The organism is Nocardioides luteus, assembly GCF_000960475.2.
GTDB lineage: Bacteria > Actinomycetota > Actinomycetes > Propionibacteriales > Nocardioidaceae > Nocardioides > Nocardioides luteus_A.
Map to the genome: position 1 here is coordinate 65,305 of NZ_JZDQ02000019.1, position 15,806 is coordinate 81,110.

A 15,806-nucleotide genomic window follows, 5' to 3' on the forward strand; every position below is an offset into this window, starting at 1 on the left:
CAGCGGGCTGCGGGAGTTCTATCTGCCTACCCAATATTGGGTGGGTGGGACTTACGACATGAGCGTTTATGGGACGTTCGACCCCACTGCGCCTGACCCGGACATGCACGCCCGTTCGTTAAATGTGCAGGCAGTCGGGCCTGTTGAGTCGGTAGCATCGTAAAGGTGACCGCCGGATCGAGTTGGAGACGCCAGGCGTTTCGGTTGCTCGGCGAGGTGGTCCGGTTCATGGCGGTGGGCGGTCTGGCGACCGCGGTGTCGTTCGTGGGGTTCAACGCACTGGCCCATGGCCTGCTCTTCGGCGCGGCCCCGCTGCGGAGCTATCCGATCGCCGCGTACGTCCTGGCCAACGTCGTCGCGGGGATCGTGGCGTACGTCGGGATGCGGCTGTGGGCCTTCCGGGAGCGTGAGGCGAGCGACCAGACGACCGGTGTGGTCAGGTTCTTCGTGCTCGGTGCGCTCACGATGGCCATCCCTGTCGTGTGCCTGTGGATCAGCCGCTACGTCCTCGGGTTGTCCAACCCGGTCGCGGACAACCTGTCGGCCAACGTGATCGGGCTGGGGATCAGCACCGTGACGCGGTTCTGGGTGTTCCGGCGATTCGTGTTCGACCAGCCGGTGGCTCGCGAGCCGTGGGGGCCCGTGGCGTGACGACCGGAGAAGGCAGGTGCTCCAGTGGCACGTGGTGACCACATCTACGTCCGCCGGGGGAGGGGCCGCTACTACACCCACCACGCGATCGACGCCGGCGACGGCACCGTCATCCACTACACGGGCACGGCGGCCACGGGCCGGCGGGTGGAGAGGTCTTCGCTCGAATCCTTCGCCGATGGCGGGGAGATATACCTCCGGTCCTACCGCAGCCGACTGCCGGCCGAGGAGATCGTCAGCCGAGCAGAGTCTCGCCTCGGCATGACGGGCTATCACCTGGTGAGGAACAACTGCGAGCACTTCGCGACCTGGGCCTCGACCGGCTCGGCCGCGAGCCGCCAGGTACGCAGCTGGGCGGTGGCGGCGCCCGGCGCAGTCGCCTCCCTCGCCATGGCCCAGGCCACCGGGATCCATGTGATCGTCCTGGGGACCGTCAGCATGTGCGCCTACGCCCTGCGAGGCCTGTGGCACCGGCGCAGCGGCTCCCGGACGGTGCTGCGGCCGATCGACATCGACCGGGACTGCGCCGCCTGACCAGGCGTAGCCTGGAGACATGAGCGAGGACGACCTGTACGGCGAGATCCCATCGATCGATGAGCGATCCCGGCGCGCGCTGACGGTCGCCGAGAAGTGGATCGGCGAGGGCATCGCGGGGGTCGCGATCGGTGCCACCGAGGACGGGGAGCCTGCGGTGGTGGTCTACGCCCTCGACCCGGCCTCGGCGGACGTACGGTCCCTGCCCGACGAGTGCGAGGGCCTGCCGGTGCGGGTGGAGACCGGAGACGCCTTCAGGACCGAGGACTGACGGCATCTCCGGGCCCTTGGGTCGATCACGGCCAGACACGTACCTGGAGGGAGAGCTGGACCAGCGCGATCGGGTTCAGGATGGTCGCCACGCTCGATCCCGCGAAGAGCAGCCCGACCGGGTTGTTCTGAAGGTCGAGCACCAGCGAGCCGGAGTCGCCGCCGGCTGACATGTTGCTCGTGATGATCTGGTTGCAGAACTTCGCGACCTTGCCCGCGCCGTAGTTGACGTTCACGGTCGCCGCGACGGCGGTGACCCGGCCGGTGGTGAAGTTCGTGGTGCGGCCGGTCTTCTTGAGGAGCATGCCGACGGTGGCGGCCTTGGCGGCGGTGGCCGGGTAGCCGTTCCAGTAGATGTCACGGTCGATCATGTGGAACGGGACCTCCGCGACCGCGGCGTCGACGTAGTTGCAGGACCCGTCGAACCTGATCGGTACGAACCGGGCCAGTCGGCCGATCACGTCGGACGGCGCCGTGCCACCGTCGAACGGACCGGGCTGCAGGATCGGGTCGCCGATGCTGGCGTTGTTGGAGTTGGCGAGCACGTGGTTGTTGCTGAGGATGTAGTAGCGCGGCGGAATCCCGGGCACGGGGTTCAGGTCGTACGCTCCCGCTGCGATCGTGCCGGCGGTGATCCGGTAGTGCCCGACGCTGAAACCCGGTCGGGCCGGACGGATCCGGAGCGCCAGGGTCTGGGCGTCGACCTCCTGGGTCTCCATCAGCTGCTGGCTGCCGCCCGCGAACAGGTGTCCCACCTCGAGGACATCGGTCGGCTTGCCGTCCACCGTGTCCGGGACGGTGTCCGCCTCGCTGACCAGGTCGGTCGGCATCTTCTGGCTGACCAGGACCATGACGCTCGGCGTCTCGGTCTGCTCGCCGTTGGTGATCTTGAGGCCGACCCCGACACCGACCACGTTCTCCATGCCGAGCAGCTCCTCCTCGACCGACGCCTTCGACTCGGCGACGGCAGAGAGCTCCTCGGGCACGGTTTCCGACTGCGCCATGAACAGATCTTCGTTGTCCATGTTCGTTCCCCCTGTCGGCTCCAGGTTCCGGGCCATCCAGAACGACGGCTGGAGCCTCACTTGGAGGAGTGCGACCGCCAGGGCGCTGATACGCCGGTCAGGTCCGGTTCGGGTCGCCTCGGCTGACGTCGACGTACTCGATCTCGATCGCGGAGAGGTCGAGGCCGGGGGCCGGCCCGAGGAGGTCCCGGACGATGTCGAGGATCTGCGGGCGCAGGGTGTCGGCGAGGGGGTGGAGCTCGACGCCGTACCTGGCGACGAGGCGGATGTCGATGCCGGTCAGCCGGCCCTCGTCGACGTGCAGCTCGATGTTGTCGGGCGCGTGGGTCGGGTGCTGCTGGAGGAGCCGGCGCAGCGCCGCACTGACGACGCGCGCGGAGACGTAGGTCTCGGAGCCTTCCTCATCGCGCGCCGACGTGCCCTGCTCGGTGAAGGTCAGGATCGGCTCGGAGGGGACGACGACGCGGCGCACGCGCGCCATGATCGACTCGGCCAGGTCGACCCAACCGGGGGGCTGCTCGGCACGGGCGGCGCGGATGGCGCGCCCGAGCGGACTGGGATCTACCGCCATCGGGCCATCCTCTCCGCGAGTGTGCGTCGTCCGCGGTAGAGGTGACCGCGGACGGCTCCGATCGGCATGGCCAGGGCGATGGAGATCTCCTCGTAACTCATCTCTTCGACCTCCCGCAACAGCCAGGTCGCCCTTTGATGCCACGGCAGTTCGTTCAATGCTAGCTGCAACGCTTCCAGAAGCTCGGCGTCCAGAACAGACTGCAGCGGGTTGTCCGGCGCGGCCGGCGTCAGCCGCGACATCAGCCCGTCGTCGATGGGCGTCGCCCGCCGGTTGCGCTGGAGATCGGCCGCGCGCCGGTGCACGAGACGGATCAACCAGGTACGCAGGGAGGAGCGCCCCGCGAAGCCGGACAGGCTCCGCCACGCGGAGACGAACGCCTCCTGGGTCACCTCGGAGGCGTCGCTCGCGTCGCCGACCATGTGGAGGGCGTACCGGTACATGGCGGGGCCGTGGCGATCCACGATCTCGCGGAAGGCCTCCTGGTCGCCCAGGCGGGCCGCGCGCACCAGCGCCTCATCCGTCGCCCATGGCTCAGATGACGCCTGCGATGTCGACATTGCCCCCGAGTTCCTCGTCTGCTGCCACGCGAGGGGCAGTGTCCGGATAGGAGAGTTCTACCATCCCCAAGCAAAGAGATGTGATCCAGGACACACCCAGATTCTTGTGACATATCGGTCCGACGCCGCGACTAACCAGCATCAGTACGACCGAACACGAATCAGGAAGGTTCTTCTCATGACGCAGACGAAGTCCGCAGGCACGAGCTCGACCAACGACTCCGACGGTCAGGTGGACCGCACCGACTCGAGCGCTCTGGCCTCCGAGTACGGCCGTACCTCGATCGCCGACACCGTGGTCTCGAAGATCGCGGGCATCGCGGCGCGGGAGATCAGCGGCGTGCACGACCTCGGTGGTGGCGCGGCGCGTGCGGCGGGTGCGATCCGTGAGCGGATCCCGGGCTCGCGTACGAACCTGGGCCAGGGTGTCGCGGTGGAGGTGGGGGAGCGGCAGGCAGCCGCCGACCTCGACATCGTCGCCGAGTACGGCACCTCGATCCCTGACCTCGCCTCGGCGATCCGTCGCAACGTGAAGGCCTCCGTCGAGCGGATGACCGGCCTCGAGGTCACCGAGGTCAACATCACCGTCCACGACGTCTTCCTCGAGGACGAGGCCGGCGACTCGGACGCGGACGCCCGGCGGGTGGAGTGACCGTGCCAGCCGGCCCCGATCCGGAGGACGACGTCGGCGCCGAGCCGGAGGTCGCCGATGTGGTCGCGGCCGCCGTGCTCGCCGTACCCGGCGTCCACGACCTGCACGCCGGAGTCGCCGGGGAGGTGGCCACCTACCTCCCCGGGCGCCGGGTCAACGGGATCAGGATGCGCGAGCCCGGTTGCTCGATCCATGTGGTGCTCGACTGGGGGACTCCGGTCCTCGACACCACCGACGCCGTGCGCGCGGCGGTCCGCCCGTACGTGTCGGGCCCCATCGACGTCACCGTCGAAGACATCCTCCCGCCCGGCAGCACCGGCTCGGCTCCGGCCGCGCTCTGACCCTTCACAAGGAGAGAACACGTCATGACCAACTCGACACTCGGCCTGGTCGCCGGACTGTTGCTCACGATCGCCATCGTCACCGGGGGACTGGTCGGCCTGCTCCTGGCCATCGTGCTGGGCGGGGCCGGCTACCTCATCGGAGGACATGTCGACGGCGAGCTCGACCTCCGCAGCGTGCTGCGAGGACGCCGTGGTTGAGGCTCCCACGCGTCCGATGCATCTCATCGACGCCGACGCCTCTGACCCGGCGGAGGACCGCGGCACCCTGGACGTCCGGAACAAGGCGCTCCAGCGGATCATCGAGCGCGTCGCCCTGAGCGTCCCGGGCACGGTGGTCCATCGCAGCGGCCTCGGCCGGGTCATCGGGTCGGCGCTGCCGAAGGCCGACATCACGGCCGAGGGGCGTGCCGTCCGGGTGAAGCTCGACGTCGCCATGGCCTGGCCCGGGAACGTCTCCCGCGTCGCCACCTCGGCTCGGGACGCCGTACGTCAGGAGGCGTTCCGCCTCTCGGGCATCGAGATCCGGAGCGTGGACGTCACCGTGCACGCGGTCGACCCGTCGGCCGCCGAGGACACCGGTAGGAGGGTGGAATGAGCACGCACACCGTCGAACCATCAGCCGAACCCGTCAGTCTCCCTGCGCCGCCCCGCGCCCAGCCGCGCCGAGCGCCCGTGGTGGTCCCGGCGGCGATCGTGCTCGCCCTGGTGCTGATCGGGGTCGCCGTGGTCGCCGTCCGCGAGCTCCTGGTGAGCCAGGGATGGGCAACCGGCTCTCCGGTCGTCCCCGACCTGGTCGCCGGCCTCGACGGGCTCGGCCCCTCGGCCGGGCTGGCCGCCGCCGGCGGAGGGATCGCCCTCATCGGGCTGGTGGTGCTCTGGCTCGCGATCCGGCCCGGCCGGCGTACGCACCTGCGGGTCGCGGGCGACGCCGACCTCTGGCTCGCGCCCGGCGCCGTTGCGGCCGTTGCCCAGGAGACCGCCGACCGGCTGCCCGGGGTGATGTCGGCCGACTCCTCGCGCAGCACCCGCCGTCGCGTGGTCGTCGACGTCGTCGTCGCCGCGCGCAACACCCCCGACGGTCCCCAGGAGGCTGCCGCCGTGACCGAGCACGTGAGAGCCGTCCTCGACGACGAGGTCGGCCGTCCGACCGGAACCAGCATCAAGGTGCGCGCTACGGAGGTGCCCCGATGACTCCCCGTGTGATCAGGTTCGACCGGGTGATGACCCTGCTCGTGGCGGTGCTCGTGATCGCCCTGGGTCTGCTGATCGTCGACTGGCACTACCAGTGGGTCCTGCGGACCTACCCGGCCGAGCTGTCCACCGGCCCGGCGCGTGACATCGTCACCTCCGACTGGTTCCCGTGGGCGTTCGCCGCCGCCGGCGTCCTGCTCGGCCTTCTCGGCCTGGCGTGGCTGCTCTCGCACCTGGGCCGCCGCGGCCCCTCGACCCTGCGTCTCGACGCCAGCGACCAGACCGGGCGTGTCCAGGCCGACCTCCGCTCGATCGCGGACGCGGCCGCCACCCGGCTCGAGAACCTGGCCCCGCTGACCGCGGTCACCGGAACCGTGCTCACCATCCGGTCACAGCCGGTGATCCTGCTCCGGGGCCACATCGACCCCGCCGCCGCGGTCGCGCCGGTCGCGGACGCCGCGGAGGTCTGCGCGCGGGACGTCGCCGCTGCCTTCCCCGACGACTCGATCACCTGTCGGGTCCTCATCGACCCGCCGCGCCGGGGCAGGGGACGACAGCAGTCCCACATGCGCGTGCAGTGACCGCCCGCTCGATGCTCCTGAAGGCGGCGCGACCTCGCGCGGGGGCGAAGTCGCGCCGTCGTCAGGAGCATCGAGCGGATCTGTGACGAGCAGCGCTCAGCGCTTGGCCAGCACGAGCGCGTACGCCTCGTCCGGATCGGTCCACCAGCGGAGGTCGCGGAAGCCCGCCGCCTCGAGCTCGCCGGCGACGCTGTCTCGACGGAACTTGCAGGACAGCTCGGTGAGGAGCTCCTCGCCCTTGTCGAACTCGATGACGAGGTCGAGCTCGCTCAGCTCCACGCGGGCCGGGTCCTGGGCGACGAGTCGCATCTCGATCCGTTCCTCCTCGGCGTTCCAGCGCGCCAGGTGCCGGAACCCGTCGGGGTCGAAGTCGGCGCCCAGGCTCCGGTTGAGCACGCGCAGCGCGTTGAGGTTGAACTCGGCGGTCACGCCGGCGGCGTCGTCGTAGGCGGCGACGAGCTGCCCGGGGTCCTTGACCAGGTCGAGCCCGAGCAGCAGGCCTTCCCCGGGCCGCATCGCGGCGGCCACCGATCCCAGGAACCGCGCGCGTCCGGGGCGGTCGTAGTTGCCCAGCGTGCTGCCGAGCAGTGCGATCATCCGGCGTCCCGGGGTCGGCAGCTGCCCGAGATGCCGGTCGAAGTCGGCGACGACCCCCTCCAGGACGAGCCCCGGCCTCTCCTCGGCGAGCGCGTCCATCGCCTGGGTGAGCGCGCTGGCGCTGACATCGACCGGGACGTACGTCGTCAGCCGGCCGGTCCGATCCAGGGCATCGAGCAGGAGCCGGGTCTTCTCCGAGGAACCCGATCCGAGTTCGAGGAGCACCTCGGCGTCGGAGGCGTCGGCGATCTCCTGCGCGCGCTCGGTGAGCAGCGCCCGTTCGGTGCGTGTCGGGTAGTACTCGGGCAGCCGGGTGATCTCCTCGAACAGCTCCGAACCACGCTCGTCGTAGAAGTACTTCGGTGGCAGCCACTTCGGTGACGCACTCAAGCCGGTGCGTGCATCCTCCGCCAGGCTCTGCCGCAGGTCGTCGGCGGTCAGCAGGGTGGTGATCCTGCCCCGGGCTGGTGTGTTCGTCCGGCCGTCGATGTCGAGGGTCACGCGAGGTTCTCCTTCGGGTTGTGACGAGGTGTGTCGAGCCGCCACCAGGTGGGCCCGCACGGGCTGAGGACGCCGATGGTGCGCGGCGGGATCGTGGTGGACGGAGCGCCGGGGAGCGGGCGGTTGCTGACGACGTACTCCCAGGCGGCGGGCTGGGCGAGGTGGCTGCCCTCGTCGCCGGTCAGCAGGGCGAGGTCCTCCCCGTCGGTGAGGAGGACGGAGAAGCCACCGACCTCCAGCTCGTTGGCGAGCTGGACCACGGCGGAGCCGACCGGCAGGCGCTCCTGCTGTGCCTTCTCGAGGATGGGCGTCCACGAGGCATCGATGGTGCCGTTGACCGCGACCGTCCATGCGCCGAGTCGCAGGGGATCCGGGCAGTCGTCGTCAGGACAGGCCCAGTCGGCGTGCATCCGGGGTGGTCCGAGGATGCCGCGATGGGCACACGTGATCGCTGCCGACCAGGTCACGCACGGCGCCCGTCGTCGGCGAGCCGGAGCCCGGTAACGGGCCAGCGGGCGCCCGGCGGGAAGAAGTTGCGGTAGGAGGCCCGGGTGTGTCCCGGCGGGGTGAGCGCGCACCCGCCGCGGAGCACCATCTGGTTCGACATGAACTTCCCGTTGTACTCACCGATCGCGCCGGCGGCGGGGTGGAAGCCGGGGTAGGGCAGGTAGGCCGAGGAGGTCCACTCCCAGCAGTCCCCGAAGAGCTGGCGCAGGCCGCCGGTCGCCGGGCCGGCCGCGCGTGGGTGGAAGCTGTCCCGGTCGGCGAGGTTGCCGGTCACCTCGTAGGTCCAGGCGGCGTGCTCCCACTCGGCCTCGGTCGGGAGGCGCTTGCCGGCCCAGGTGGCGTACGCGTCGGCCTCGTAATGGCTCAGGTGGCAGACCGGCAGTCCCGGGTCGAGCGGTGTGGTGCCGTGCAGGGTGTGCTCGAACCAGACCCCGTCCGTTTGGCGCCAGTAGAACGGTGCCTCCCAGCCCTCGGCGTTGACCCGCGCCCACCCGTCCGAGAGCCACAGCTCGGGACGCCGGTAGCCGCCGTCGGCCATGAACTCCAGCCACTCGCCGTTGGTGATCAACCGGTCGGCCAGCCGGTACGGCTCCAGCCACTGCTGGTGCCGCGGAAGCTCGTTGTCGAAGCAGAAGCCACCGCCCTCGGAACCGATCTCGACCAGGCCGCCGTCGATGTCGACCCATCCCAGCCGGTCGGTCCCGTCGCCCGCGACCGGGCGCCCGGCGTACGTCGGCTGCAGCGGGTTGAGCGACAGCACGTGCTTGATGTCCATCAGCAGCAGCTCCTGGTGCTGCTGCTCGTGGTGGAAGCCGAGCTCGATGGTCGGGGCGAGCTTGGCGAAGGTGCCCTCGTCCACGCGGTCGAGGAGGTCCCGGATCCGGTCGTCGACGTTGCGCCGGTAGTCGCCGACCTCGTACGCGCCGGGGCGGCTGATCACGCCACGCATAGGCCGTGCGTAGCGCGGCCCGACCTGCTCGTAGTAGCTGTTGAAGAGGAACCAGTACTGGTCCTGGAACGGGGTGAAGCCGGCCTCGTTCTCGGCCAGCACGAAGGTCTCGAAGAACCAGGTCACGTGCGCGCGATGCCACTTGGTGGGGGAGACATCCGGCATCGACTGGACCGTCTGGTCCTCGGGCGAGAGTGGTGCGGCGAGGCGTTCGGTGTCGGCCCGGACTTCGTCGAAGCGGGCGATCGCGGTGGTCGTGTCCATCTCACGTCTCCTGTCGGGGCGAGGGCAGCACACGGCGAGCGCGCCGAGTGCTACCCACCACTCTGCCTGGTCGCCCAACCTTCGCCACGCCCTTTTCTGCTGCTGTCCGACCGGGCCGATACCACCCCTGGTGTCGTGCGGCTTCGGGACCAACGGCCTCCGGATCTGACCCAACTACCCTCGCCGCGGACGGCGTGAGGATCCAGGCTGAGGGCAAGCGGACTCCGCCGCCTGAGGTCGAGGAGGAGAGCGATGCGTGAACAGGTCGCGGTCGGAGAAGTCCTCCGCGCCGAGCGGATCGTGAAGTCGTTCCGCCGAGGCTGGTGGCCCCGACGGCGCCGGCTCCCGGTGCTGCGCGGGCTCGATCTGCAGCTCGGGGCAGGGGAGGTGGTGGGCCTCGTCGGCGAGAACGGGTCGGGCAAGTCCACCGCGATGAAGATCCTCGTCGGCGCCCTGGCCCAGGACGAGGGCACGGTGACCCACCAGGGGCGCATCGGATACTGCCCCCAGGTGCCCCAGGTGTACGCACGGCTGACCTGCGACGATCACGTCGAGCTCTTCGGGGCCGCCTACGGGCTCACCTCGGCGCAGGCTCACGCCTCGGCCGAGGAGCTGTACGAGACCTTGGGCTTCGCCCGCTACGCCGACGTACGCGCCGAGGAGCTCTCCGGCGGCACGCTGGCCAAGCTCAATCTCTCCCTCGCTCTTCTGGCCGACCCCGAGGTGCTGTTGCTTGACGAGCCCTACGCGGGGTTCGACTTCGACACCTACCTGAGGTTCTGGGACCTGGTCGCCGACAGGCGGGCCGCCGGACGCAGTGCCCTGATCGTGAGCCACTTCGTCGTCGACGAGGACCGCTTCGACCGGATCGTGGAGATCCGCGACGGGAAGGCGGCCCCGCGGTGACCTGGTGGGTCCTCACCCGCGGCTTCCTGCGTGACTACGCGAGGAACTCCACCAACCTGGTCGTCCTGGTGCTGGTCCCGGTCGCCTTCGTCCTCGTCGCCGCGGACTCGCTCGCGGACGCGGCACGGCTCCTCGGCGGTGACGGCACCGCGTTGGAGCAGGCCACCGCGGGATGGGCGGCGGGGTTCCTCGCCGCGGTGGCGATGTACTTCCAGGTCTCGGCGGCCCGCGACGCCGACCGTCGCCTGCTGCTGTGCGGGGCTCGGCCGCTAACGCTCGTCGCGGCCCGGCTCCTCACCGGGACGTGCCTGGCCGTGGTCGCCGCCGGCGTGTCGCTGGCCGTGCTGGCGTTGCGCGAGCCCGTGGACCACCCTGGCCGGCTGGTCGTCGGCACCACCATGTTCGCGCTGGTCTACCTCGGCATCGGCGCTGCCGTGGGCAGCGTGGCGCGCGACCCGGTGAACGGCTCGGTGGTGGTGCTCTTCGTGTGGATCCTCGACGTGTTCTTCGGGCCGACCCTGTCCTCGAGCGAGAGTCCGCTCACCCGTCTGCTGCCCACGCACTTCGTCTCCCTGTGGCTCGCCGACACCCCGTCGGGGCACGCGGGCTGGCTGGGCGATCTCGGTGTCAGCGCGGCCTGGGTGGCCCTCTCGCTGGGCGTCTCGGCGGTGCTCATCGCACGCACCTCGGCCGTCGGTCGCGGCAACCGCCGCAGCCGGCGCGCGGCCGGATCCCGCCGTGACCAGTACCGACGGAGCCTCGGCATGGGCATGCGGGCCCTGGGTCGCAACCCGGCCATGTGGGCGCTGCTGGCGGTCGTGCCCGGAGTCTTCATCGTGCTCTCCGACGTCATCACGCCGCACGGTCACACCGGCATCGCGGTGCGCGAGAACGGGAGGCTGGCGGTGAGGATGTTCGACCCGGCCGAGATCCATGCGGGCACGATGGCTCCCATCGCGGTGGCCTCGTTGGCCATGCTCGTCGGCCTGTTCACCATCCTCGCCACGGGTGAGACCGACCGGCGACTGTGCCTCGCGGGTCTGCGTCCGGGCGTCCTCCTCGCGGTCCGGCTGACCACGACCGGTGCGGCCGTGCTGGTCGCGGCAGTGGTGTCCCTGGCCGTCACGGCCGCGGTCTTCACCCCGGACGGCTGGCCGGTCTACGCCCTGGGGAACGTGCTGGTCGCCGGCACCTACGCCCTCGTCGGCGTGCTCGTCGGGCCGCTCTTCGGGCGGGTCAGCGGTGTGTTCCTCGCCTTCCTCGTGCCGTTCCTCGACGTCGGTATCTCGCAGAGCCCGATGCTGAGCGCCCAGCCGGATGCGTGGGCGCGATGGCTCCCGGCGTACGGAGGGACGCGGTTGGTCCTCGACGGCGCACTCACCGCCTCGTTCGACGAGACCCTGCCGCTGCTGTACGCCGGCGTGTGGCTGCTCGTGCTCGCCGTGCTCACCAGCCTGCTGTGGTGGCGTACGAACGCACGGCCGGGTTCGTCGTCACGTCGCTCTACAGGACACGCTTCCAGGTGGCGCCATGGTCGTCCGACCGGAACGCCTGGTCGGTGGTGGCGGCGTACCAGCCCTGCGCGGTGATCGTGAAGGCAGCCGGGGCGCCGCCGAGGGAGCCGGTCTCCCGCCAGGTCCTGCCCGCGTCGTCACTGACCCGGATCACGCCGTTCGGACCGATGCCGGCCAGCGTGCCGTCCGCTGTGGTGTCGAGGTAGGCGGTGACCGGTCCGCCGAGCTCGCGGGTCTGCCCGGTGGAGGTGTCGACGGCGATGAGGTGTCCCTCGCCGGTGGTCGCGAACAGCTGCTCGGGCGCTGTGGTGGCGGCGACGCTGATGAGGTCGCCGGCGAGCACCTCCTCGAACTGCTTCCGGTCCGCCGTACGCAGCAGACGCCCGGTCGTGGCCTCGTAGGCGTAGAGGACGTCACCGGCCGGCTCGAGGATGTGGAAGTCGGCCTCGCCCTGCAGGGCGAGCGGGGTCCAGGTCTCACCGGCGTCGGTGGACTCGATCAGGCCCAGGTGCGGCGGAAGGTCTTCGGCCAGGTCCGGGTGCCCGCTGCCGAGGAAGTGACCCGGCCCGACGACGGTGAAGGCCATGGTGCCCTGCCACCGGTCGGCCACCCGGGCCGGCTTGCTGGTGCCGTCGACGTGGAAGAGGCCGAGGTGGGTCGCGACGTAGAGGCTGTCGTCGGCGGGGTCGACGCCGAGGCCGTGGATGTGGCCCACTGCGTGCTGGTCGCCGGCGTGGTCGTCGGCTGCCGGCTCGCCCGGCTGCCGGTCCGCCGCGCATGCGGTTGCGAGGAGGGCGGCCGCCGCGGCGATCGACAGGGCGGCGGGGGAGGTGCGATTCACGAGGATGCTCCGGTTTCGGGGATGGTGCCGGGCAGGCCCGGGGCCTGCCCGGCACGTGAGGGACGGTCAGGACTTCAGCAGGTCCTGCATCGTCTGGATCTCCTCGGTCTGCGCGGTCTCGATGTCCTCGGCCAGAGCCTTGGCGTCGGCGGACTCACCGTCGGCCTGCTCGGTCTTGGCCATCTCGATCGCGCCCTCGTGGTGCTCGATCATCATCGTGAGGAACATCCGATCGAACGCGGCGCCGGTGGCGTTCCCGAGCTCGTTCATGTCGTCCTGCGACATCATCCCGGTCATGCCGTCCGACGGCATGTCCCCGTGATCCATGCCGGGCATGCCCTCGTCGGGGACGTCCTCGCCCCAGTCCTCGAGCCATCCGGTCATGGTCTTGATCTCCGGCCCCTGCGCCGCCTCGATGTCGGCGGCCAGGTCCTTGACCTCCTGGCTCTCGGCATGCGTCTCGGCGGCCTTGGCCATCTCGATGGCCTGCTGGTGGTGCGGGATCATCTGCTGGGCGAAGGTGACGTCGGCGTCGTTGTGTCCAGCGGTGGTGTCGCCGTCGTCCCCGCCGCCGCAGGCGGCGAGCGTGATCAGCGCGGTCGCGAGGATCGCGGCCGTCAGGGTCTTGCGCATGAGAAGTGCTCCATCTGTGTGATCTGGTTCTGGGCAGGCGAAAGCCCGAGCCACCCGGGTGGGTGCCTCGTGGCGACGGCCTGTCAGCAGCGGATCACGCAGAGTTGAAGCAGATCGGGCGGGTCGCGGTCCCGCCCGTAGAAGACCGGGCCCGGCCAGGCCGGGAGCAGGCTCCGGAGGAGCCGGATGCCACGTCGCGCCAGGAACAGGGCGACGGCCAGCATCAGCCCGCCGAGGATCGCGAGGCAGAGGCCGAGAAGACCTCCGCCCTCGCCGTCCACCGGGACCCCGGACGAGATGTGTGCTCCCGGGCTGTCGGCTTCTCCATGACCGGCCGGGAGGACCTGTGCAGCCTCGTGGCCTCCGGCAGTCATCACGCTCATGTCGTGAGCGCCTGCTCCGCCGGCGTGGGTGCCCCAGCCGTGCATCGACAGGAGCCCGAACAGCGCCACCGCGACCGCGGCGAGCACAAGACGCGTACCGCGTCGTTGCTTCGCTGTTCGGAGGTCCTGCATGGTCTTGATCCTAGGCGACGCCGAAACCCAGGTGAGAGCGGACGGGCTGGCCTGTAAGCCGGGTTCTGTGATCGGCGACCATCCATCTCGGACCATCGTTGCCGATGGCCTCCAGCGACCTACCCGCATGCTCGGGCGGACAGCCCTCGAGCGCATGCTGTCTGGTCTTGCTCCGGGTGGGGTTTACCTAGCTCCTCGTGTCACCACGAGGACTGGTGGGCTCTTACCCCACCGTTTCACCCTTACCGCTACCTGGGAGGCAGCGGCGGTCTGTTCTCTGTGGCACTGTCCCGCGGGTCACCCCGGGTGGCCGTTAGCCACCACCCTGTCCTGTGGAGCCCGGACTTTCCTCGACGTCCCCGAAGGAACGACGCGATCGCCCGGCCAGCCCGTCCGCAGGAAAAGTCTAGTGTGAGGCGGGCTCGATGTGGGCATCCGGACCGGGGAAGACCAGCGACTCGTGGTCGCTGTCGCTCCAGCGTACGAGGTAGGGCGGGCTGCCGTCGGGGTGGCTGACCTCGATGATCTCGGCCTCTCGCATGTGGTCGCCGACGTGCTGGCCCATGACGACGAGGTGGTCACCTACTGATGCGTGCATGCGCGTTCACCTCCTAACCGTCACCATGGTGCTCCCACCGCGGGCATGGATGGAATACCGTGGTGGGGTATCACGTTCGGAGGGTGTGATGACAGAGAACGAAGAGTTCGAGTACGTAGCCCCGGCTGTCGTCTTTCCGGGCCAGACCTCGCACGAGGTGGCCTTCCGGACGGCCCACGACCTGCTCTCGCGGCGGTTCCCGGTGGAGGCGCTGGAGATCCTGGAGCCGGCGCTCGCCGACGACCCCGACAACTTCGGGCTGCGCAGCATGCGCGCGTGGGCCTACATGCTGCGTGCCCAGCTCGCCAAGGCCGAGGCCGAGCTCCGCTGGCTCGTCGAGCGCGACCCGAGCGACGCCTGGAGCCAGCACTCCCTCGGTCGTGTCCTGGAGCGCCAGGACCGTCTCGAGGACGCGCTCGGCCCGCTGCGCCTGGCGGCCGTGATGAGCGACGACTACGACCATCACGCAGCCGTCTACCGCGTACGCAACCGGCTGGCCCAGCGCGAGGAGTGAGCGTGGGGTGAGAGGGTGGTGGCATGGAACCTGACACCACGACTCTCACCGCCGAGCAGGTCGCCCAGGAGCAGCTCGAGGGCTGGACGTTCGACTCCTCCGGCGAGGCCGACAGCATCGTGGCCCGCGTGGAGACCGGTGACTTCATCACCGGTCTCGCGCTGGTCAACGCGATCGGGGCGAAGGCCGAGGAGGCCAACCACCACCCCGACATCGACCTGCGCTATCCGTACGTCGAGATCCGGCTCTCCAGCCACGACGCCGGAGGCGTCACCAGCCGTGACATCGCGCTGGCGAAGGTGATCAACGCGCTCTCGGCCGAGTCCTCGCTCTGACCCGTGGTCAGGCGAGGCGCGTCATCTCGACGCTGACCTCGACGTCCCGCTCCGCCGGACCCGAGTAGATCCCGCCCAGCGGCTTGACGTCGGTGTGGTCACGACCGGTGGCCACACCGACGTAGGCGTCCCCGGGCTCGGTGCCGGTGGCCGGGTCGATCCCGTGCCAGCCGTTGTCCCACCACTCCACCCACGAGTGGGCGCCGCCGGGGTAGACGTAGCCGGAGACGTAGCGTGCCGGGATCCCGACCGTGCGCAGCGCCCCGAGCAGCTGGTGAGCGGCGTCGGCCGGTGCGGCCTCGGCGACCGCACGGGCGATCCCGACGGCGGCCTCGCCCGGGAGCCCGGCCGAGGCGGCGATCGCCTTGGCCTGAGCCGCGAGCTCCTCGCCCGGCGCCACCAGCGGCGGAAGACCCAGGAACTCGACGAACCGGTCCGCGACCCCTGGGTGGGCGGCCTCCTCCCAGGTCAGCACCGGCGCCGCGCCGGGCTTCCGGTCGACGTGGACGGTGCTGGTCGCGGAGACCTTGAGCGCCCGGTGGGCCTCGAGCACCTCGATCGCGGTGACCTCGTTGCCGAAGTAGTCCTTGTACTCATACGTCCACGGCTTCGGCGAGACGTCGATCCGGTGGTGGACCACGATCTGGTCGGGCGTGGTCAGCGGAGTCAGCCGCGCCTGGTTGTAGGAGGCGACCGCCGGCCCGTCGTAGGTGAACGTCGTGGTGTGGACGATCCGGAACTGCATGCTCATCT

General features: G+C 70.3%; 24 protein-coding genes and 1 other RNA gene. 13 read left to right on the top strand and 12 right to left on the bottom strand.

Annotation, left to right across the window (positions count from 1 at the left end):
• The first annotated feature begins 165 nt into the window (after positions 1 to 165).
• Genes UG56_RS14630 through UG56_RS14640 form a run of 3 tightly spaced genes read left to right on the top strand, consistent with a single transcriptional unit; the run spans position 166 to position 1,456 of the window.
• Positions 166 to 651, top strand: a complete 486-nt coding sequence (locus UG56_RS14630) for a GtrA family protein (protein ID WP_045549122.1) — start codon at positions 166 to 168, stop codon at positions 649 to 651.
• 24 nt (positions 652 to 675) lie between these two features.
• Complete coding sequence (locus tag UG56_RS14635; protein ID WP_052693595.1) at positions 676 to 1,185, top strand: lecithin retinol acyltransferase family protein; 510 nt, start codon at positions 676 to 678, stop codon at positions 1,183 to 1,185.
• A 19-nt stretch (positions 1,186 to 1,204) separates the two neighbouring features.
• Complete coding sequence (locus tag UG56_RS14640) at positions 1,205 to 1,456, top strand: hypothetical protein (protein ID WP_045549123.1); 252 nt, start codon at positions 1,205 to 1,207, stop codon at positions 1,454 to 1,456.
• A gap of 25 nt (positions 1,457 to 1,481) precedes the next feature.
• On the opposite strand, the gene UG56_RS14645 is transcribed toward UG56_RS14640, so the two are convergent.
• The 3 genes from UG56_RS14645 to UG56_RS14655 form a co-directional block, all read right to left on the bottom strand.
• The gene (locus UG56_RS14645; RefSeq protein ID WP_045549135.1) at positions 1,482 to 2,459 is read right to left on the bottom strand and encodes a hypothetical protein; all 978 of its coding nucleotides are present in this window, start codon (positions 2,457 to 2,459) and stop codon (positions 1,482 to 1,484) included.
• Between the two features lie 118 nt (positions 2,460 to 2,577).
• Positions 2,578 to 3,051 (bottom strand): hypothetical protein, encoded by a 474-nt coding sequence (locus UG56_RS14650; protein ID WP_045549124.1) that lies wholly within the window; start codon positions 3,049 to 3,051, stop codon positions 2,578 to 2,580.
• On the bottom strand, positions 3,042 to 3,611 hold the full coding sequence (locus UG56_RS14655) for an RNA polymerase sigma factor (protein ID WP_045549125.1): 570 nt from the start codon (positions 3,609 to 3,611) through the stop codon (positions 3,042 to 3,044). Before UG56_RS14655 ends, UG56_RS14650 begins: the two co-directional genes overlap by 10 nt.
• Before the next feature lie 178 nt (positions 3,612 to 3,789).
• Here UG56_RS14655 and UG56_RS14660 point away from each other — a divergent pair, with 178 nt between their 5' ends.
• The 6 genes from UG56_RS14660 to UG56_RS14685 are packed head-to-tail and all read left to right on the top strand — an operon-like array spanning position 3,790 to position 6,379.
• Positions 3,790 to 4,263 carry an Asp23/Gls24 family envelope stress response protein gene (locus UG56_RS14660; RefSeq protein ID WP_045549126.1) on the top strand — a complete coding sequence of 158 codons (474 nt, stop codon included), beginning with the start codon at positions 3,790 to 3,792 and terminating at the stop codon, positions 4,261 to 4,263.
• Positions 4,264 to 4,265: 2 nt separating this feature from the next.
• Positions 4,266 to 4,604 carry a hypothetical protein gene (locus UG56_RS14665; protein ID WP_045549127.1) on the top strand — a complete coding sequence of 113 codons (339 nt, stop codon included), beginning with the start codon at positions 4,266 to 4,268 and terminating at the stop codon, positions 4,602 to 4,604.
• A 24-nt stretch (positions 4,605 to 4,628) separates the two neighbouring features.
• The gene (locus UG56_RS14670; protein ID WP_071327093.1) at positions 4,629 to 4,805 is read left to right on the top strand and encodes a DUF2273 domain-containing protein; all 177 of its coding nucleotides are present in this window, start codon (positions 4,629 to 4,631) and stop codon (positions 4,803 to 4,805) included.
• A 16-nt stretch (positions 4,806 to 4,821) separates the two neighbouring features.
• Positions 4,822 to 5,202 carry an Asp23/Gls24 family envelope stress response protein gene (locus tag UG56_RS14675; RefSeq protein WP_052693598.1) on the top strand — a complete coding sequence of 127 codons (381 nt, stop codon included), beginning with the start codon at positions 4,822 to 4,824 and terminating at the stop codon, positions 5,200 to 5,202.
• Positions 5,199 to 5,798: a DUF6286 domain-containing protein gene (locus UG56_RS14680; protein WP_143055044.1), complete on the top strand. Its 600-nt coding sequence runs from the start codon at positions 5,199 to 5,201 to the stop codon at positions 5,796 to 5,798. The genes UG56_RS14675 and UG56_RS14680 overlap by 4 nt, the downstream gene beginning before the upstream one ends.
• The gene (locus tag UG56_RS14685; protein ID WP_143055045.1) at positions 5,795 to 6,379 is read left to right on the top strand and encodes a hypothetical protein; all 585 of its coding nucleotides are present in this window, start codon (positions 5,795 to 5,797) and stop codon (positions 6,377 to 6,379) included. Before UG56_RS14680 ends, UG56_RS14685 begins: the two co-directional genes overlap by 4 nt.
• A gap of 96 nt (positions 6,380 to 6,475) precedes the next feature.
• Here UG56_RS14685 and egtD read toward each other — a convergent pair whose 3' ends face one another.
• From egtD to egtB, 3 genes are read right to left on the bottom strand one after another with little or no spacing between them, the layout of a single operon-like run.
• On the bottom strand, positions 6,476 to 7,477 hold the full coding sequence (egtD, locus tag UG56_RS14690) for an L-histidine N(alpha)-methyltransferase (protein ID WP_218145222.1): 1,002 nt from the start codon (positions 7,475 to 7,477) through the stop codon (positions 6,476 to 6,478).
• A complete protein-coding gene (locus tag UG56_RS14695; RefSeq protein ID WP_045551175.1) occupies positions 7,474 to 7,944 on the bottom strand; it encodes a hypothetical protein in 471 nt (156 codons plus the stop codon). The genes egtD and UG56_RS14695 overlap by 4 nt, the downstream gene beginning before the upstream one ends.
• Positions 7,941 to 9,197, bottom strand: coding sequence for an ergothioneine biosynthesis protein EgtB (gene egtB / locus UG56_RS14700; protein ID WP_045551176.1), 1,257 nt, complete (start codon positions 9,195 to 9,197; stop codon positions 7,941 to 7,943). Before egtB ends, UG56_RS14695 begins: the two co-directional genes overlap by 4 nt.
• Positions 9,198 to 9,449: 252 nt before the next feature.
• On the opposite strand from egtB, the gene UG56_RS14705 reads away from it, so the two are divergent.
• Positions 9,450 to 10,103 carry an ATP-binding cassette domain-containing protein gene (locus UG56_RS14705; RefSeq protein WP_045551177.1) on the top strand — a complete coding sequence of 218 codons (654 nt, stop codon included), beginning with the start codon at positions 9,450 to 9,452 and terminating at the stop codon, positions 10,101 to 10,103.
• Entirely contained in the window at positions 10,100 to 11,692 is a 1,593-nt protein-coding gene (locus UG56_RS14710) for an ABC transporter permease (protein ID WP_084101075.1), read from the top strand. The genes UG56_RS14705 and UG56_RS14710 overlap by 4 nt, the downstream gene beginning before the upstream one ends.
• Here UG56_RS14710 and UG56_RS14715 read toward each other — a convergent pair.
• From UG56_RS14715 to UG56_RS14735, 5 genes are all read right to left on the bottom strand, one after another.
• Positions 11,607 to 12,458 carry a F510_1955 family glycosylhydrolase gene (locus tag UG56_RS14715; protein ID WP_052694081.1) on the bottom strand — a complete coding sequence of 284 codons (852 nt, stop codon included), beginning with the start codon at positions 12,456 to 12,458 and terminating at the stop codon, positions 11,607 to 11,609. The genes UG56_RS14710 and UG56_RS14715 overlap by 86 nt on opposite strands.
• Positions 12,459 to 12,524: 66 nt before the next feature.
• Positions 12,525 to 13,091, bottom strand: coding sequence for a DUF305 domain-containing protein (locus UG56_RS14720; RefSeq protein WP_045551179.1), 567 nt, complete (start codon positions 13,089 to 13,091; stop codon positions 12,525 to 12,527).
• 83 nt (positions 13,092 to 13,174) lie between these two features.
• Positions 13,175 to 13,606: a DUF6153 family protein gene (locus UG56_RS14725; RefSeq protein ID WP_084101076.1), complete on the bottom strand. Its 432-nt coding sequence runs from the start codon at positions 13,604 to 13,606 to the stop codon at positions 13,175 to 13,177.
• Between the two features lie 38 nt (positions 13,607 to 13,644).
• Positions 13,645 to 13,998: RNase P RNA component class A (gene rnpB, locus UG56_RS14730), an RNA gene on the bottom strand.
• Positions 13,999 to 14,012: 14 nt separating this feature from the next.
• Entirely contained in the window at positions 14,013 to 14,204 is a 192-nt protein-coding gene (locus UG56_RS14735; protein ID WP_045551181.1) for a DUF1918 domain-containing protein, read from the bottom strand.
• Positions 14,205 to 14,292: 88 nt separating this feature from the next.
• Here UG56_RS14735 and UG56_RS14740 point away from each other — a divergent pair, with 88 nt between their 5' ends.
• Positions 14,293 to 14,718: a tetratricopeptide repeat protein gene (locus tag UG56_RS14740; RefSeq protein WP_052694084.1), complete on the top strand. Its 426-nt coding sequence runs from the start codon at positions 14,293 to 14,295 to the stop codon at positions 14,716 to 14,718.
• A 23-nt stretch (positions 14,719 to 14,741) separates the two neighbouring features.
• Positions 14,742 to 15,053, top strand: a complete 312-nt coding sequence (locus UG56_RS14745) for a 4a-hydroxytetrahydrobiopterin dehydratase (protein WP_045551182.1) — start codon at positions 14,742 to 14,744, stop codon at positions 15,051 to 15,053.
• Positions 15,054 to 15,060: 7 nt separating this feature from the next.
• On the opposite strand, the gene UG56_RS14750 is transcribed toward UG56_RS14745, so the two are convergent.
• Positions 15,061 to 15,804 carry a transglutaminase family protein gene (locus UG56_RS14750; RefSeq protein WP_071327095.1) on the bottom strand — a complete coding sequence of 248 codons (744 nt, stop codon included), beginning with the start codon at positions 15,802 to 15,804 and terminating at the stop codon, positions 15,061 to 15,063.
• Positions 15,805 to 15,806 lie beyond the last annotated feature (2 nt).

Excerpts from the sequence above, each read along its gene's own strand:
- UG56_RS14640 (WP_045549123.1), top strand. The coding sequence starts at position 1,205 with ATGAGCGAGGACGACCTGTACGGCGAGATCCCATCGATCGATGAGCGA.
- UG56_RS14645 (WP_045549135.1), bottom strand. The coding sequence starts at position 2,459 with ATGGCGCAGTCGGAAACCGTGCCCGAGGAGCTCTCTGCCGTCGCCGAG.
- UG56_RS14650 (WP_045549124.1), bottom strand. The coding sequence starts at position 3,051 with ATGGCGGTAGATCCCAGTCCGCTCGGGCGCGCCATCCGCGCCGCCCGT.
- UG56_RS14655 (WP_045549125.1), bottom strand. The coding sequence starts at position 3,611 with ATGTCGACATCGCAGGCGTCATCTGAGCCATGGGCGACGGATGAGGCG.
- UG56_RS14660 (WP_045549126.1), top strand. The coding sequence starts at position 3,790 with ATGACGCAGACGAAGTCCGCAGGCACGAGCTCGACCAACGACTCCGAC.
- UG56_RS14670 (WP_071327093.1), top strand. The coding sequence starts at position 4,629 with ATGACCAACTCGACACTCGGCCTGGTCGCCGGACTGTTGCTCACGATC.
- UG56_RS14675 (WP_052693598.1), top strand. The coding sequence starts at position 4,822 with ATGCATCTCATCGACGCCGACGCCTCTGACCCGGCGGAGGACCGCGGC.
- UG56_RS14680 (WP_143055044.1), top strand. The coding sequence starts at position 5,199 with ATGAGCACGCACACCGTCGAACCATCAGCCGAACCCGTCAGTCTCCCT.
- UG56_RS14685 (WP_143055045.1), top strand. The coding sequence starts at position 5,795 with ATGACTCCCCGTGTGATCAGGTTCGACCGGGTGATGACCCTGCTCGTG.
- egtB (WP_045551176.1), bottom strand. The coding sequence starts at position 9,197 with ATGGACACGACCACCGCGATCGCCCGCTTCGACGAAGTCCGGGCCGAC.
- UG56_RS14705 (WP_045551177.1), top strand. The coding sequence starts at position 9,450 with ATGCGTGAACAGGTCGCGGTCGGAGAAGTCCTCCGCGCCGAGCGGATC.
- UG56_RS14720 (WP_045551179.1), bottom strand. The coding sequence starts at position 13,091 with ATGCGCAAGACCCTGACGGCCGCGATCCTCGCGACCGCGCTGATCACG.
- UG56_RS14725 (WP_084101076.1), bottom strand. The coding sequence starts at position 13,606 with ATGCAGGACCTCCGAACAGCGAAGCAACGACGCGGTACGCGTCTTGTG.
- UG56_RS14735 (WP_045551181.1), bottom strand. The coding sequence starts at position 14,204 with ATGCACGCATCAGTAGGTGACCACCTCGTCGTCATGGGCCAGCACGTC.
- UG56_RS14740 (WP_052694084.1), top strand. The coding sequence starts at position 14,293 with ATGACAGAGAACGAAGAGTTCGAGTACGTAGCCCCGGCTGTCGTCTTT.
- UG56_RS14745 (WP_045551182.1), top strand. The coding sequence starts at position 14,742 with ATGGAACCTGACACCACGACTCTCACCGCCGAGCAGGTCGCCCAGGAG.
- UG56_RS14750 (WP_071327095.1), bottom strand. The coding sequence starts at position 15,804 with ATGAGCATGCAGTTCCGGATCGTCCACACCACGACGTTCACCTACGAC.